At 72.0% G+C, this 14,737-nt stretch carries 15 protein-coding genes; 9 read left to right on the forward strand and 6 right to left on the reverse strand.

Annotated features, from left to right (window positions below):
- The first annotated feature begins 36 nt into the window (after window positions 1-36).
- From serS to FA582_RS01210, 8 genes are all read left to right on the forward strand, one after another.
- Complete coding sequence (serS, locus tag FA582_RS01175; protein WP_010147422.1) at window positions 37-1,317, forward strand: serine--tRNA ligase; 1,281 nt, start codon at window positions 37-39, stop codon at window positions 1,315-1,317.
- Between the two features lie 167 nt (window positions 1,318-1,484).
- Window positions 1,485-2,921 carry a sensor histidine kinase gene (locus FA582_RS01180; RefSeq protein WP_010147421.1) on the forward strand — a complete coding sequence of 479 codons (1,437 nt, stop codon included), beginning with the start codon at window positions 1,485-1,487 and terminating at the stop codon, window positions 2,919-2,921.
- Between the two features lie 55 nt (window positions 2,922-2,976).
- Window positions 2,977-3,672 carry a response regulator transcription factor gene (locus FA582_RS01185; protein ID WP_010147420.1) on the forward strand — a complete coding sequence of 232 codons (696 nt, stop codon included), beginning with the start codon at window positions 2,977-2,979 and terminating at the stop codon, window positions 3,670-3,672.
- A 109-nt stretch (window positions 3,673-3,781) separates the two neighbouring features.
- A complete protein-coding gene (locus tag FA582_RS01190; protein ID WP_010147419.1) occupies window positions 3,782-4,663 on the forward strand; it encodes an ABC transporter ATP-binding protein in 882 nt (293 codons plus the stop codon).
- Window positions 4,660-5,841: an ABC transporter permease gene (locus FA582_RS01195; protein WP_010147418.1), complete on the forward strand. Its 1,182-nt coding sequence runs from the start codon at window positions 4,660-4,662 to the stop codon at window positions 5,839-5,841. The genes FA582_RS01190 and FA582_RS01195 overlap by 4 nt, the downstream gene beginning before the upstream one ends.
- Before the next feature lie 37 nt (window positions 5,842-5,878).
- A complete protein-coding gene (locus FA582_RS01200; protein WP_010147417.1) occupies window positions 5,879-6,730 on the forward strand; it encodes an HAD family hydrolase in 852 nt (283 codons plus the stop codon).
- A gap of 2 nt (window positions 6,731-6,732) precedes the next feature.
- The gene (locus FA582_RS01205; protein ID WP_010147416.1) at window positions 6,733-7,524 is read left to right on the forward strand and encodes a TrmH family RNA methyltransferase; all 792 of its coding nucleotides are present in this window, start codon (window positions 6,733-6,735) and stop codon (window positions 7,522-7,524) included.
- A 44-nt stretch (window positions 7,525-7,568) separates the two neighbouring features.
- Entirely contained in the window at window positions 7,569-8,216 is a 648-nt protein-coding gene (locus tag FA582_RS01210) for a VOC family protein (RefSeq protein ID WP_010147415.1), read from the forward strand.
- A gap of 163 nt (window positions 8,217-8,379) precedes the next feature.
- On the opposite strand, the gene FA582_RS01215 is transcribed toward FA582_RS01210, so the two are convergent.
- The 5 genes from FA582_RS01215 to FA582_RS01235 form a co-directional block, all read right to left on the reverse strand.
- The gene (locus FA582_RS01215; RefSeq protein WP_010147414.1) at window positions 8,380-10,584 is read right to left on the reverse strand and encodes a heavy metal translocating P-type ATPase; all 2,205 of its coding nucleotides are present in this window, start codon (window positions 10,582-10,584) and stop codon (window positions 8,380-8,382) included.
- A gap of 28 nt (window positions 10,585-10,612) precedes the next feature.
- A complete protein-coding gene (locus tag FA582_RS01220; protein ID WP_010147413.1) occupies window positions 10,613-10,852 on the reverse strand; it encodes a heavy-metal-associated domain-containing protein in 240 nt (79 codons plus the stop codon).
- Window positions 10,853-10,931: 79 nt separating this feature from the next.
- A complete protein-coding gene (locus FA582_RS01225) occupies window positions 10,932-11,213 on the reverse strand; it encodes a metal-sensitive transcriptional regulator (RefSeq protein WP_010147412.1) in 282 nt (93 codons plus the stop codon).
- A 330-nt stretch (window positions 11,214-11,543) separates the two neighbouring features.
- Complete coding sequence (locus FA582_RS01230; RefSeq protein ID WP_010147411.1) at window positions 11,544-12,017, reverse strand: SRPBCC family protein; 474 nt, start codon at window positions 12,015-12,017, stop codon at window positions 11,544-11,546.
- Window positions 12,018-12,083: 66 nt separating this feature from the next.
- A complete protein-coding gene (locus tag FA582_RS01235) occupies window positions 12,084-12,977 on the reverse strand; it encodes a macrolide 2'-phosphotransferase (protein ID WP_010147410.1) in 894 nt (297 codons plus the stop codon).
- A gap of 154 nt (window positions 12,978-13,131) precedes the next feature.
- Here FA582_RS01235 and FA582_RS01240 point away from each other — a divergent pair, with 154 nt between their 5' ends.
- Entirely contained in the window at window positions 13,132-13,647 is a 516-nt protein-coding gene (locus tag FA582_RS01240; protein ID WP_010147408.1) for a pyridoxamine 5'-phosphate oxidase family protein, read from the forward strand.
- A 45-nt stretch (window positions 13,648-13,692) separates the two neighbouring features.
- Here the strand turns inward: FA582_RS01240 and FA582_RS17355 are convergent, their stop codons facing one another.
- A complete protein-coding gene (locus FA582_RS17355; RefSeq protein WP_010147406.1) occupies window positions 13,693-14,637 on the reverse strand; it encodes a cold-shock protein in 945 nt (314 codons plus the stop codon).
- Between the last annotated feature and the right edge of the window lie 100 nt (window positions 14,638-14,737).

Below are 14,737 nucleotides of genomic sequence, written 5' to 3' on the forward strand. Positions count from 1 at the left end.
GCCGTGACCCTAGCGACCCGACAGTAGGCTTGCCGCATGATCGACCTCCGTGAGCTCCGCGCCGACCCCGACCGCGTCCGCACCAGCCAGCAGGCCCGGGGCGAGGACCCCTCCGTGGTGGACCAGGTGCTCTCCGCGGATGAGACGCACCGGAGGTCGCTGGCCGAGTTCGAGGCGGCACGGGCGGAGCAGAAGGCTTTCGGCAAGAAGGTCGCCCAGGCCCAGGGCGAGGAGAAGCAGGCCCTCCTCGCGGAGGTGAAGGACCTCTCCGCGCGGGTCAAGACCCTGGAGGCCCAGGCCGCCGAGGCCGCCACCACCCGCGACGAGGCCATGCGCCGCATCGGCAACGTCATCATCGAGGGCGTCCCGGTGGGCGGCGAGGACGACTTCGTCACCCTCGAGGAGGTCGGCACGCCCCGTGACTTCGCGGCCGAGGGCTTCGAGCCGCAGGACCACCTGGCCCTCGGCGAGGGCCTGGGGGCCATCGATACGGCCCGCGGGGCCAAGGTCTCCGGCGCCCGGTTCTACTACCTGCTGGGCGACGGCGCACGCCTCGAGCAGGCGCTCATGGGCCTGGCGCAGCAGATCGCCCAGGAGGAGGGCTTCGTCCCGGCGATCGTCCCCAACCTGGTGCGCCCCGAGATCATGGGCGGAGCAGGCTACCTCGACGCCCACGCGGACGAGGTCTACCGCCTCGAGGCCGACGACCTCTACCTCATCGGCACCTCCGAGGTGGCGCTCGCGGGACTGCACGCCGACGAGATCCTCGACCTCGCCGACGGGCCGCGGCGGTATGTCGCGACCTCCACCTGCTACCGGCGCGAGGCCGGGTCCTACGGCAAGGACACCAAGGGCATCTTCCGGGTGCACCAGTTCACCAAGACCGAGATGTTCGTCTACTGCCGCGTCGAGGACGCCGAGGCCGAGCACCAGAACCTCCTGCGCATCGAGCGCCGTCTGCTGGACGCCCTCGAGCTGCCCTACCGGATCATCGACGTCGCCGCGGGCGACCTCGGTGGCCCGGCGGCGCGCAAGTTCGACTGCGAGGCGTGGGTGCCGACGCAGGGCAAGTACCGCGAGCTCACCTCGACCTCGAACTGCACGACCTTCCAGGCGCGCCGTCTCGGCACCCGCGAGCGCGACCCGAACGGCTCGGCCACCCGTGCGGTCGCCACGCTCAACGGCACCGTCGCGACGAGCACCCGCCCGATCGTGGCCTTGCTGGAGAACCACCAACAGGCCGACGGCTCGGTGCGCGTGCCGGCGGCGCTGCAGCCCTTCCTCGGCGGTCGCGAGGTGCTCACCCCCGGGGGCTGACGCCCCAGCGGGCTGAGCGCCCCGGGGGCTGAGCCCACGGCATACCCCTGGCCCCGGCGGTCGACCCGACCAGGCACCGGCCCGATCTCCGTCGCGCGGCGGAGGCGGCGCGGGTGCGCGCTGCCTAGGGTGTGACGCGTGAGGAGCATCGACGGAGGAGGTGCCGCATGATCGAGGCGGTCGAGCGGTGGTTCGGCGTCGACGAGCGCTGGGAGCGACCCCTGCCCCCTCCGCGCGAGCTGCGTACCGACGTGCGCTGGGCCCTCGTGGCGCTGCTGACGGTCGTCCTGTCGCACGAGCTCACCCGCTCCGTGGGGATGCTCGAGAACGAGACCTGGGGCCCCGTCTGGCAGTACGTCGGCATCGTCTCGCTGTGCGCCCTCCTCGTGGTGCGACGCCGCTTCCCGGTCGCCGTGACGCTCGCGGCGGGCACGCACATGATCCTCATGTCGCTGGTCATGCCGATGACGATGTCGCAGCTCCCGGCGCAGATGGCCTACTTCCTGCTGATCTTCTCGGGGATGGCGTGGGCCCGGAACCGCCGCGCCGTGATGTATGCCGTGACCGCCGTGGTCCTCATGCTCGTCCTGCTCTACGCCTGGACGTATGCCCTCGGCTCGGGGGTCGAGCAGATCCTCGAGTCCTTCGACACGAGCGAGGCCGAGGACGCCGGCCCGTTCTCCCCGGTCGTGGCGGTCGTCATCTTCTCCATCCTCGGCAATGTCATCTTCTTCGGCTTCGCCATCGGCCTGGGCCAGGTCGCCTGGCGGGGCGCGATGCGGCAGGCGCAGGTGGAGGAGCAGGCCGCGACGATCCGCACGCAGACGGCCCAGCTCACCGACCAGGCGGTCGTGGCCGAGCGCCTGCGCATCGCCCGCGAGCTGCACGACGTCGTCGCCCACCACGTGTCGGTCATGGGGGTGCAGGCCGCGGCCGCCCGCCGGGTCATGGAGCGTGACCCGGACGCCGCCCGGACGGCGTTGACCGCGATCGAGCAGGCCTCGCGCGACGGGGTGGGGCAGATGCGTGACCTCCTCGGCACCCTCCGGGCGACCGGGGAGGGGGCCGACGACGAGACGGCGGTCGGAGGCGCCGATCCCGGCCAGGCGCCGTCGAGCGACCGGGCGCCGCAGCCCACCCTCGCGGCCCTGCCCGCGCTGATCGAGCAGGCCAGCACACCGCTGTGCGAGGTCACCGGACACCTCGTGGAGTCCGCGCCGGGTGCGGCCGACCGGGTCCCGCCGCCGCTGCAGCTGTCGGCCTACCGCATCGTCCAGGAAGGACTGGCCAACGTGCGCCGCCACTCCACCGCCCGGCACGCGAGCGCCACGGTGCGCGTCGACGAGGCCGCCGGGACGGTCGAGGTCGAGGTCGTCGACGACGGGTCGCCGCGCGTGGGCACCTCCGGCACCGGTCTGGGGCTGCAGGGTATGCGCGAGCGCGCCGCCCACCTGGGCGGCGGGGTCGAGGCGGGTCCCCGCTCCGGGAGCGCGGGGTGGCGGGTGCGCGTGTGGTTGCCCCTCGACGGCCACCGGCCCAGCCGGCGCCCGGGCCGCGCCGCCGCCGACCAGGCCGCCGACGCGCAGATGAAGGTCGCCCCGTGAGCCGCGGCATACCGCAGCGCCACCCGATTTCCGCCGCCGACCGGAGGGCCACCTGATGACCGCCACCCCGCTGCGGGTCCTGCTCGTCGACGACCAGCCGCTGCTGCTCCAGGGTTTCGCGATGATCCTGTCGACCGAGCCCGACGTGGAGGTGGTCGCCCAGGCCGCCAACGGCCACGAGGCGCTCGCCGCGGTGGCCACCCACGCCCCTGACGTTGTGCTCATGGACGTCCAGATGCCCGTGCTCGACGGCATCGAGGCGACCCGGCGCATCGTCGCCGAGCACCCGCAGGTCAAGGTCGTCATCCTCACGACCTTCGACCGCGACGACTATCTCTTCGACGCCCTCGACGCCGGGGCCAGCGGCTTCCTGCTCAAGAATGCCGAGGCCGACGACCTCGTCGAGGCCATCCGGGCCGCGGCCGACGGGCACGCGCTCCTGGCTCCCGAGGTCACCATGCGGGTCATCGGCCGGATGGCCCAGGGCGGCCGCGGTGCCGACGCCGACCCGCCGATCGACCCGCGGGCCGCCCTGCCCCAGCTCACCGAGCGGGAGCGCGAGGTGCTGCAGATGATGGCCCGGGGCCTGTCCAACGCCGAGATCGCGGCGGAGGCCTTCGTCAGCGAGGCCACGGTCAAGACCCACGTCTCCAACGTGCTGGCCAAGCTGCTCGTCCGCGACCGGGTGCAGGCCGTCATCGCGGCCTACGAGGCCGGCCTCGTCCGCCCCGGGTGCCTCCCTCCGTCGTGAGGGGGAGGCGAGGATCGGCGGTGCGACCGATGCCCCGCCGCGGGCTCGCGGACTAGCGTCGTCGGCATACCCGCGCACCCTGCGGTGCGGACGACGAAAGGGGACTGCAGTGCTGGAGCTGCACGAGTTGAGCCGGAGCTTTGGCGAGCACCTCGCCGTGGACGGGGTGAGCTTCACCGTCTCCGATGCGCGGATGGTGGGCTTCGTCGGCGGCAACGGGGCCGGCAAGACCACGACGATGCGGATGATCATGGGTGTGCTCGCGCCCAGCGCCGGCGAGGTGCACTGGGACGGGGTCCCGGTCACGCGGGCCGACCGGATGCGCTTCGGCTACATGCCCGAGGAGCGGGGGCTCTACCCCAAGCAGCCGGTGCTCGGCCAGCTGACCTATCTCGGCCAGCTGCACGGGATGTCGCAGAACGAGGCGCGTGAGCGCTCCGAGGAGCTGCTCGTGCGCTTCGGTCTCGGCGAGCGGCTCAAGAGCAAGGTCGAGACGCTCTCCCTCGGCAACCAGCAGCGGGCGCAAATCATCGCCTCGGTGCTCGGGCAGCCCAAGATGCTCGTGCTCGACGAGCCGTTCAGCGGGCTGGACCCGGCGGCCGTCGACCAGATGAGCGCGTTGCTGCGTGAGCACACCGCCTCCGGCACCCCGGTGCTCTTCTCCTCCCACCAGCTCGACCTCGTCGACCGCCTCTGCGACTCGATCGTCGTGCTCCACGGCGGCCGGGTGGTGGCGCAGGGCACCTCCGAGGAGCTGCGGGCCAACGCCCCGCTGCGCTACCGGCTCACCATGGCCGGCGACACCGGCTGGGTCCGGGGCGCCGCCGGGGTGCAGGTCATCGATCTCGACGGCCCCAGCGTCCTCGTGCAGCCCGACGACGACGGTGCCGCCGAACGCCTGCTCACCGATGCCGTCGCCCGGGGCGGGGTGCGCGAGTTCAGCCGCATCCGCCCGACCCTGTCCGAGATCTACCGAGAGGTGGCAGCATGAGTGCCCGCGCCCCCTGGACCCTGGTCGCCGGCCGTGAGATCCAGGTCAAGCTCACCGACAAGAACTTCCTCATCGGCACCGGGCTGACCATCCTGCTGCTCCTGGCCGCGATGATCGTCCCGACCTTCTTCAGCGGCTCGGGCGCCAACTACGAGGTGGCTGTCACCGACGCGCAGGGCACCGCCCTCGTCGAGGAGCTGGAGACCACCCTGCAGGAGGAGTCGGCCGAGTCCTCGGCGACGCCGGTGACGGTCGCCGACCGCGCCGCGGCGGAGACCGCCGTGCTGGAGGGCGACGTCGACGCCGCGCTCGTGGCGGGGGAGGACTCGTGGGAGCTGCTCTCCGACGGGCCCGACACCGGCGGGCTCGGCTCGGCGCTGGCCGAGCAGGTCCGCACCGACGCCCTGGCCGACAACGCCGCCAGTGCCGGCACGACGGTCGAGGCTCTGACGGCCGGCACCGAGCTCACCACCGTGGACGTCGCGGAGGAGGAGGGGGGTATGCCGCCGATCGTCGCCTACGCCATGGGCTTCGCCTTCGCGATGTTCTTCTACTTCGCCGCGATCATGTTCGGGATGCAGATCGCCAACAGCGTGGTCGAGGAGAAGCAGTCGCGGATCATCGAGATCCTCGCCGCCAAGATCCCCACGAGGCAGTTGCTGCTGGGCAAGGTCCTGGGCAACACCGTGCTGGCCTTCGGTCAGCTGGCCCTCATCGCCGCGGTGAGCCTCATCGGGCTGACCTTCCTCGATCTCGACGTCGCACTGCCCGGGCTGGCGGGGGCGATCGGGTGGTATCTCCCGTTCTTCCTCCTCGGCTTCCTCGCGCTGGCCTGCGTGTGGGCCGCCGCCGGGTCGCTGGCCTCGCGCACCGAGGACCTGCAGCAGACGACGATGCCGTTGACGATGTTCCTCGTCATCCTCTTCATCGCCGGCCTCAACCTGGAGGGCGCCGCACGGCAGATCTTCTCCTTCATCCCCGTCGCCTCGACCCTGGTCATGCCCATGCGGATCCTCGAGGGCGACACCGAGCTGTGGGAGCCGATCCTCGCGCTGGTCCTCGTCGTCGGCTTCTGCGCCCTGACCATCGCCTTCGGTGCGCGGCTCTACGAGCGGGCGCTGCTGCATACCTCGGGCAGCCTGTCCTGGCGCAAGGCCATGACCTTGGCCAAGGACTGACCGGCGCCGCGGTCGCGCGGATCGCTAGGCTGGCGGGGTGAGCACGCCCGAGCAGACCGACCCCGCCAGCCCGACCGCGTCGCCGCTGCTCGTGGCCCTCGACGTCGACGGGACGATCGTGCACCACGACGGCCACCTGGCGGCGCGGGTGGCCCGGGCGGTGCGGGCCCTGGACGACCTGCCGCACGTCACCGTCGTCATCGCGACCGGCCGGTCCGTGCTCTCGACGCGACCGGTGATGGAGGCGCTCGGCCTCGACACGACGGGCCGCCCCGCCGTCTGCTCCAACGGCGCGGTGACGATCGCCGCGACGCCGGGGCAGGGCGAGGGCTACGAGGTCGTCGACCTCGTCACCTTCGACCCGGCGCCCGCCATCGCCCTGGTCCACACCCACCTGCCGACGGCACTGGTCGCCGTCGAGGAGGTCGGCGTCGGGTTCAAGGTGAGCACGCCCTTCCCGCCCGGGGAGCTGTGGGGCGAGGAGCGGGTGGTGCCGGTCGAGGAGCTCACGGCGCGGCCGGCGACGCGGGTGACCTTCCGCGAGCCGACGCTCAGCTCGGAGGACTTCACCGCGCTCGTCGAGCGGATCGGTCTGCACGGCGTGTCCTACGCCGTCGGCTACAGCGCCTGGCTCGACCTCGCCCCCGAGGGCGTCTCCAAGGCGTCGGCGCTGGAGATCGTGCGCCGCCGGCTCGGCATCGAGCCGCACCGGACGGTCGCCGTGGGTGACCAGCGCAACGACCTGGAGATGCTGCACTGGGCCGCCGTGGGGTATGCCATGGGCCAGGCCCCCGAGGAGGTGCTCCGGATCGCCGACCGCACCACGGGGTCGGTCGAGGAGGACGGGCTCGCGGACGCCCTCGACGAGGTCCTCGCCGAGCTGGCCTGAGGATGCTCATCACCTCGCCCGCCAACCCGCGGGTCAAGGCGATCGCCGGGCTGCGGCGCCGGCGGGTCCGTGAGCAGGAGCGCCGCACCGTCGTGGAGGGTCGCGACGAGCTGGCGCTGGCCCTCGACGCGGGCGTCGTGCCCGAGCTCCTGCTGCTCTGCCCCGACCTCATGGCTGACGGGGTCCTCGCCGACGTGCTGGCGCGCGCCGAGGCCCTGGGGGTCGAGACGGTGCACGCGTCGCGGGCGGCCTTCGAGAAGGCGGCCTACCGCGAGGGACCGGACGGCGTGCTCGCGGTCGTGCCGACCCTGCAGCGCCGGCCCGAGGAGCTCACCCTGCCCGACGACGCGCTCGTGCTCGTCTGCGAGGGGGTCGAGAAGCCGGGCAACCTCGGGGCGATGCTGCGCACGGCCGACGCCGCCGGGGTGGACGCCGTGGTCGCCGCCGACCCGGTGACGGACTGGGGCAACCCCAACACCGTGCGCGCCTCCAAGGGCACCGTCTTCTCCGTGCCGGTCGCCGCCGCCAGCGCCGAGGCGACTCTCGCGTGGCTGGATGGGCACGGCATACCCCTCGTCGCGGCGACGCCCGACACGGCCACCGTGCACACGGACGTCGACTACCGCGGCCCGGTCGCCATCGCGGTCGGGACGGAGAGCACCGGGCTCACCGAGGCGCTCCTGGAGCGGGCCGCCCACCGCGTGCGGATCCCCATGGCCGGGCGGGTCAACTCGCTCAACGTCGCGACATCGGCGGCGATCATCGTCTACGAGGCGGTTCGTCAGCGGGGGTGAGGTCGATGACATGCCCGAAACACGGGTATGTCACGATGAGCGACATGCGTATCGACCACGTGAGTTATGCGGCGGGTCCCGACGGTCTGCACGCCACGGCACAACGCCTGGCGGAGCAGCTCGGGGTCAGGCCGCACGACGGCGGTGTGCATCCTCGCTTCGGTACCCGCAACATCGTCCTCCCGCTCGCCGACGCGCGGTACGTCGAGGTGGTCGAGGTGCTCGACCACCCCGCCTCCGACAAGGCGCCCTTCGGGCAGGCCGTCCGGGCGCGCTCCGGCAACGGCGGTGGCTGGATGGCCTGGGTCGTCGCCGTCGAGGACCTCTCGACCGTCGAGGAGCGGCTGGGTCGGCCCTCCGTCGAAGGTCACCGGCACACGCCCGAGGGCATCCAGTTGCAGTGGCGGCAGATCGGCATCAAGAACGTCATCGACCACGGCAACCTGCCCTTCTTCGTGCGCTGGGAGTCCCCGGCCGAGCACCACCCCTCGCGCCTGGCGGAGTCGAGCACCCGACTGACCGGGCTCACCCTCGGTGGCGACTTCCCGGACGTCCGCGAGTGGCTGGGCCTCAGCGAGCAGCCGACCGGCGGCTTCGAGAGCTCCATCGAGTTCGGCTTCCTCGAGGACGACGACTGCCCGTGCCTCACCGAGGTCACCTTCGAGACGCCGCAGGGCGCCGTCACCATCTGACCGAGCGCCGCAGATGGTCGCGCTCAGCCCCACCGAGCGCCGCAGATGGTCGCGCTCAGCCTCACCGGGCGCCGCAGATGGTCGCTCTCGGCCCCACCGGGCGCCGCAGATGGTCGCGCTCGTTCCCCCTCCACGAGCTCGTGCACGAGCGTGAGGGCCCGAGTCAGCCTCGCCCGTAGCCCCGTAGCCGCAGGCTGTTGAGCACGACGAGCACCGAGCTCATCGCCATCGCCCCGCCGGCGATCATCGGGGTGAGCATGCCGAAGGCGGCCAGTGGGATCGCGAGGGTGTTGTAGCCGAAGGCCCACACGAGGTTCTGCTTGATGATCGTCAGCGTGCGCCGCGAGAGCCCGATCGCATCGGCCACGGTCTCGACGTCGGGGCGCATGAGCACGATGTCGGCGGACTCGGCGGCCACATCGGTGCCCGAGCCCATCGCCATACCCAGGTCGGCCTGAGCCAGCGCCGCCGCGTCGTTGACGCCGTCACCGACCATGGCGACGGTCCGCCCCTGCTCCTGAAGCACCCGGACGTGGTCGAACTTGTCCTGCGGCAGCACGTTGGCCGTGACGTTGGCCGGGTCGATCCCGACCTGCTCGGCGATGGCAGCGGCGGTGCGCTCGTTGTCCCCCGTCAGCAGGTATGGCGTGAGGCCGAGCTCGCGCAGCCGCTCGACGGCGGTGGCGCTGGTCTCTCGCGCGGTGTCGGCGACGGTGACGGCGGCCCGGGCGGTGCCCTCCCAGCCGACGAGGACGATCGTGCCGTCGGCGCGGGTGACCGCCTCGCGGAGCACCTCCGGGACGACCTCGAAGAGGCTGGGGCGACCGACGGTCACGACCATGCCGTTGACGTCGGCGCGCACGCCCTCGCCGGGCAGGTTGACGAAGTCCTCGACCTGCGCGAGCTGGACCCCGCGGGCCTTGGCACCGGCCACGATGGCCTGGGCCACCGGGTGCTCGCTGCCCGCCTCGACGCTGGCGGCCGCCTTGAGCGCGGCCTCGGCCGGCAGGGACCCGGCGGTGACGATGTCGGTGAGCACCGGGTGCCCGGTGGTCAGGGTGCCGGTCTTGTCGAGCACGACGGTGTCGACGCGGCGGGTGGACTCCAGGATCTGCGGTCCCTTGATGAGGATGCCGAGCTGGGCGCCGCGGCCGGTGCCCGTGAGCAGCGCGGTCGGCGTCGCGAGCCCGAGGGCGCAGGGGCAGGCGATGATGAGCACCGCGACGGCGGCGGCCAGCGCCTGGGTGAAGGGGTTGCCGGTCACCAGCCACAGCAGCAGCGTGAGGCCGGCGATGACGAGCACGGCGGGCACGAAGACGGCGGAGATCCGGTCGGCCAGCCGCTGCACGGGAGCCTTGCCGGTCTGGGCCTGCTCGACCAGCTCGGTGATCCGGGCCAGCGTCGTCTCGGCCCCGACCCGGCTGGCCTGGACGATGAGCCTGCCGTGGCCGTTGACCGTGGCGCCGGTGACGTTGTCCTGTGGGCCGACCTCGACGGGCATCGACTCACCGGTGACCGTCGAGGCGTCGATGGTCGAGCGGCCGGAGAGGATGAGGCCGTCTGTCGCGACCTTCTCACCCGGGCGGACGACGAAGCGGTCGCCGACGACGAGCTCCTCGATCGGCACCCGGTGCTCGGTGGTCGCCATCGCCCCGCCGCCGTCCTGGCGCAGCACCGCGACGTCCTTGGCGCCGAGCTCCATGAGCGAGGTGAGCGCGGAGCGCCCCTGCGCCTTGGCCCGCGCCTCGATGTAGCGGCCGATGAGCAGGAACGCGGTGACCACCGCCACGACCTCGAAGTAGAGGTCGTGGGTGAAGCCGGTGAAGAGCGCCACGACCGACCAGCCCATGGCGGCGGTCGTGCCGACCGACACGAGCGTGTCCATCGTCGACGCGCCGTGCCGGGCGTTGATCGCCGCGGCGCGGTGGAACGGCCAGGCCGCCCAGAGGTAGACCGGCAGCGTCAGGAGGAACTGCGCCCAGTGCCCGACCATGCCCAGCGACTCCCGCACCGGCGGCACCATGTGCAGCACCGCGACGATGAGAGCCAGCGCGCTCGCGACGACCATCCGCTGGCGCAGCGAGTCGTGCCCGACGACGTCGTGCGTCATCGCCGGGGTGCGCCCGGGCCCCGTGGCGTCGTCGAGGGGCGTGGCGCCATACCCCGTCTTCTCGACCACGCCGACGATGTCGGCGACGGAGAGGGCGGAGGGGAAGGTGACGCTCGCCTTCTCGGTGGCGAGGTTGACGCTGGCCTCGACGCCGTCCAGCTTGCTCAGCTTGCGCTCGATGCGGGCCGAGCACGAGGCGCACGTCATGCCGGTGATGGCGAGGTCGACGTGCTGCGTGCTGGTCTCGGTGGTGCTCATCGGCTCCTCCTGGAGCGGGTGGGGTGGGTCAGACGGTGGCGGTGTAGCCGGCCTCTTCGACAGCGGCGCTCGCGGCGGAGAGCTCGAGCGGACCGTCGGAGACGACGAAGACCTCGGTGTCGCCGCCCTTGACGAGGTCGTCGACGCGCACCTCGAGGACGTTGTCGATCGCGGTCAGCTCTTCGGTGACCGAGGAGACACAGTGCCCGCAGGTCATGCCGGAGACGACGATCTTGGTGGTCTGGTTCTGCAGGGGGGTGTCGGTCATGGTGATCTCCTGTGTGTGGGTGATGGGGTATGCCGTGCGCTCAGGCACGCTAGGACGCGCGGCTGGGTGGGGGCTGATCTCAGCTGCGGACGAGCCGCGCGATGGCGGCGGAGGCTTCGCGGACCTTCTCGTCCTTGGCCTCCTCCGACTCCTTGGCCGCGTCGACGACGCAGTGGCTGATGTGGTCCTCGAGCAGGCCGAGGCTCACCGCCTGGAGCGCCTTGGTGGCGGCGCTCACCTGCGTGAGGACGTCGATGCAGTAGGTGTCGTCCTCGACCATCCGGGCGATCCCGCGCACCTGACCTTCGATGCGGCGCAGACGCTTGAGGTAGTCCTCTTGGGAGCCGGTGTATCCGTTCACAGCCATGGCAACAGCATACCCCCTATGGGTATTCCCGCAAGTGCGCGTATCAACGGTCGGGGTGGGGTGCGGCACCTCTCGAACGTAGCGGTCGCCAGCCCAGCCGTCGGGCTCGGCGACCCGGCCGACATACCGAAACCCTAGACGGCGGGCGACGCCGGCTGAGGCGTGGTTGCCGGGGTCGCAGCGGATGAGGAACCGGAGGACCGGGGCTTGCGTCAGCGCGAGCTCCATCGCGGCCACCACCGCCGCGGTGGGAGTGGGCGACGAGGTCGTCCGGGGTGAGGGGGCTCAGCCGGACTGCGGGGCCTGCGACGGAGGCGACGTCGCTCACCCCTCGGCGTGCTCCCGCTCGGCGATCTCCTTGATGGCGGCCAGGGTTCGGGGCATGTCGTCGCGGGCAGAGCCCGTGCGCTGCGCGATCTGGGCCTGCGCGTCGTCGCCGTACTGCTTCTGGAAGAACTCCTGCCCCGCCTCGGTGAACTCCCACGTCTGCGTCATGCGCGTGCCGACCTCGTGCTCGGCGAGCAGGTAACCCCAGCGCACGAATCCCTGGCCGACCTCCCACGCGAACTCCTCGCCGGGCTCCGCCGCGACGACGGTCGAGGTCGTGTTCCACTGCCGGGCCGGCGTCTCGTTGTCGCCGGTGAAGCGCGCCCCGACCCCGCGCTGCTGCGGGTCCTCCCACGTGCAGCTCCGACAGGTCGGGCTCCACTCTCCGGTGCGGGTGACATCGCTGACCAGCCGGTATACCGCCTCTACGGGGGCGTTGACTGCGACGGTCTCCTGGTGGGTGAGCTCCATGGGACGACGGTAACGCGCTCGGGTCACGGCCGAGTCGGCGGTGCGCACGTGGGCCGGGAGTGGCGGTCAGGGCTTCAGCCTCGCCGCCGCCCCGGCGAGGTCGGGCTCCGCCCGAGTGGTGAGGGCGTACAACGCATAGCCGATCGGTGAGGCGTCCCACAGGTGCCTGGCCTGCGCGACCATCCCGGGGTATGCCTGCCCGCCAGCCTGCGCGTAGGCGGCGATGCTGGCTTGCACCATCTCCTCGCCGGCAGCGCCGTACTGCGCGGCCAGGTCTCGCGCGGGGTCGTCGACGCGGGCGGTGGTCCAGTCCAGGACCCCCGTGATCGTGCCGTGGTCGTCGAGCAGGACGTGTGCGGGGTAGATCTCCCCGTGCGTCATCACCGTCCGCTCGGGCCAGCAGGAGTCGTCGTCGAGCCAGGCGTCCCAGGTGTCGGACAGGGAGGGTGCCACGGTGAACTCCTCACGCACTCGCCCGATGTCAGCCGCCCAGGAGTCGCGGACCTGAGTCGGCGTGCGCACCTCCACCCCGGCGCTCGCCGCCTGCTCCGCGGTGATGGAGTGCAGGCGCGCCAGCAGGCGACCGAGATGCTCGGCATACCCCCGGTCGGCAGGGTCCATGTGCCAGACGGGTTGCTTGTCCGGGGTCAGCGTCAGCCCGGGTGTTCCGGGTAGAGCGGGGTAGGCGATGAGGTCGGCCGCACACACCCGCCAGTCCGGGACGGCGACCTGGTGGGCCGCCAGGACTGGGCCGACGAGGCCGAGGATCCGGCTCTCGGCCGCCATGCCCTCCGACACATCGGTGCGACGGGGCACGCGGAGGACCCAGCGCTCGCCGGTGGGCGTCTGGGCCATCACGACGCGGTAGTCCAAGCCCGCCTCGCTCAGGGTCGCGCCCTCGGCCTGCAGCTCGAGGCCGTGGGTCGCCGCGAGGGTCAGGACGGTGTCGGTGATGCTCATGTCGGCACGTTCTCACTCAGCGGGGGCGCCGGCCAGCGCTTTGTGGCCCGGCGCTGCTCGTGTCGGTCCGCTTCAGCACCCACACCCTCGTCGGCGAGGCGCTGGACAGCTACGTCTGACCAAGGGCCTGCGGGCGGTCGCGATAGCCTCTCGTATGCCGATCACCAACCCGTGGCTCGCGGGGCCAAGCCCCGACCGTGATCTCCCGCGCGAGCAGCTCGAGGAGCGCATCCTCAACCTGCTCTCGACCCACAACCTCGCTGTCATCGCCACCGTCAACCGGAATGGGAGCCCCGCGGCCACGCCTGTGCGCTACTTCAGCCTGGGGTTTGAGATCTTCTACACGAGCTGGAACACCTCGGTGAAGTCGGGCAACCTTCGTCGTGACCCGAGGGTGTCCGCAGGGATCGCCGCGCCGCTGGTCGGGCAGGCCAGCAGCCGAGGCGCTCAGCTGTTCGGCACCGCGAGGACACTCGAACGCGGCGACCCCGAGGTGGAGCCCTACTGGGACGCGGTGCGCTGGCAGGCCGACCATGTCGAGCGGGGAAAGCCCGTCGATGAGCCACCCATGGACCCGCTGACCATCATCACGCCCACGCGCATCCTCTACACCGAGCAATGGTTGAGGCGCACCGGGTACCGGCCTCGGCAGACGTGGCGACCCGAGTGACCCGTGCCGGCCCGCGGCCGCTCCTGGCGGGATCGTCCGCCCGGCTCAGATGCGTTCGACGCGGTCGGCCTGCGGCCCTCGGTCGCTCTGCCGCACCTGGTAGCGGACGCGGTCGCCGGCATACAGCTCGTCCTCGTTGCGCAGCACCGACACGTGCACGAAGAGGTCAGCGCCGCCCGCGTCCGGGGTGATGAAGCCGAAGCCCCGCTCCGGGTCGTAGCGCACGACCACGCCCTGGCCGCCGCGGGCCGGGGGGCCGGAGGACTCCCGCGGTCCCGATCGACCTCGGCTCGTCGACCTCGCGGGTCCGCCCCGGGGTGCCGAGCCGTGCACCAGGCGCACGTCGCGAGCCTGCGGACCCCTCTCGCCCTCGACGACGTCATACGTCACCCGGTCTCCCTCATCCAGCACGGGGAGTCCGTCGGCCAGCGCGCGGACGTGCACGAAGACGTCGGGGCCGCCCGACTCAGGCGTGATGAAGCCGAAGCCCTTGTCCTCGTCGAACCACGACACGGTGCCGTCCGCCCCGTCCGACGTCTCGGCCTGCTGCTCGGCCTGGTCGCCCAGGGGGAGCAGGTGGTCGGCCTGCGGTCCCTTCTCCCCGTCGACGACGAGGAAGGCCACCCGCTGGCCCTCCGAGACGACGCCGTCGCCCACGATGGCCGAGCTGTGCAGGAAGATCTCGTCACCACCACCGTCGGGCGTGATGAAGCCATACCCCTTGCCAGGCTCGTACCAGGAGACGGTGCCGAGCACGCCCAGCGGTGCGTCGGCGGACCGGTCGGCCGTGACGCGGACGCTGCGCGCCTGCGGGCCACGGTCCCCCTCGCCGATCTCGAACTCGACGACCTGCCCCTCGCGGAGCAGCTTCATCGCGTCGTCACTGATGATCTCTGACGCGTGCACGTAGAGGTCCTCTGCCTCCTCGCCGAGGGCGATGAAGCCGAAGCCCCGGTCGGCATCGAACCAGCGAACGGTTCCCTCGGTCACGGCTGACTCCTTGTCGCTTGTGCGGTCGGCATCCGCCCATTGTCCCTGACGAGGGCGTGGCGCGCGCCTCGCAGGGGGAGCGGGCGGTGCTATCGCAGTA

Origin of the sequence: Serinicoccus profundi (assembly GCF_008001015.1) — a bacterium.
GTDB lineage: Bacteria > Actinomycetota > Actinomycetes > Actinomycetales > Dermatophilaceae > Ornithinicoccus > Ornithinicoccus profundi.

Coding starts and splice junctions, on each gene's coding strand:
- FA582_RS01215 (WP_010147414.1), bottom strand. CDS start 10,584: ATGAGCACCACCGAGACCAGCACGCAGCACGTCGACCTCGCCATCACC.
- FA582_RS01180 (WP_010147421.1), top strand. CDS start 1,485: ATGATCGAGGCGGTCGAGCGGTGGTTCGGCGTCGACGAGCGCTGGGAG.
- serS (WP_010147422.1), top strand. CDS start 37: ATGATCGACCTCCGTGAGCTCCGCGCCGACCCCGACCGCGTCCGCACC.
- FA582_RS01230 (WP_010147411.1), bottom strand. CDS start 12,017: ATGGAGCTCACCCACCAGGAGACCGTCGCAGTCAACGCCCCCGTAGAG.
- FA582_RS01235 (WP_010147410.1), bottom strand. CDS start 12,977: ATGAGCATCACCGACACCGTCCTGACCCTCGCGGCGACCCACGGCCTC.
- FA582_RS01185 (WP_010147420.1), top strand. CDS start 2,977: ATGACCGCCACCCCGCTGCGGGTCCTGCTCGTCGACGACCAGCCGCTG.
- FA582_RS01240 (WP_010147408.1), top strand. CDS start 13,132: ATGCCGATCACCAACCCGTGGCTCGCGGGGCCAAGCCCCGACCGTGAT.
- FA582_RS01205 (WP_010147416.1), top strand. CDS start 6,733: ATGCTCATCACCTCGCCCGCCAACCCGCGGGTCAAGGCGATCGCCGGG.
- FA582_RS01195 (WP_010147418.1), top strand. CDS start 4,660: ATGAGTGCCCGCGCCCCCTGGACCCTGGTCGCCGGCCGTGAGATCCAG.
- FA582_RS01220 (WP_010147413.1), bottom strand. CDS start 10,852: ATGACCGACACCCCCCTGCAGAACCAGACCACCAAGATCGTCGTCTCC.
- FA582_RS01210 (WP_010147415.1), top strand. CDS start 7,569: ATGCGTATCGACCACGTGAGTTATGCGGCGGGTCCCGACGGTCTGCAC.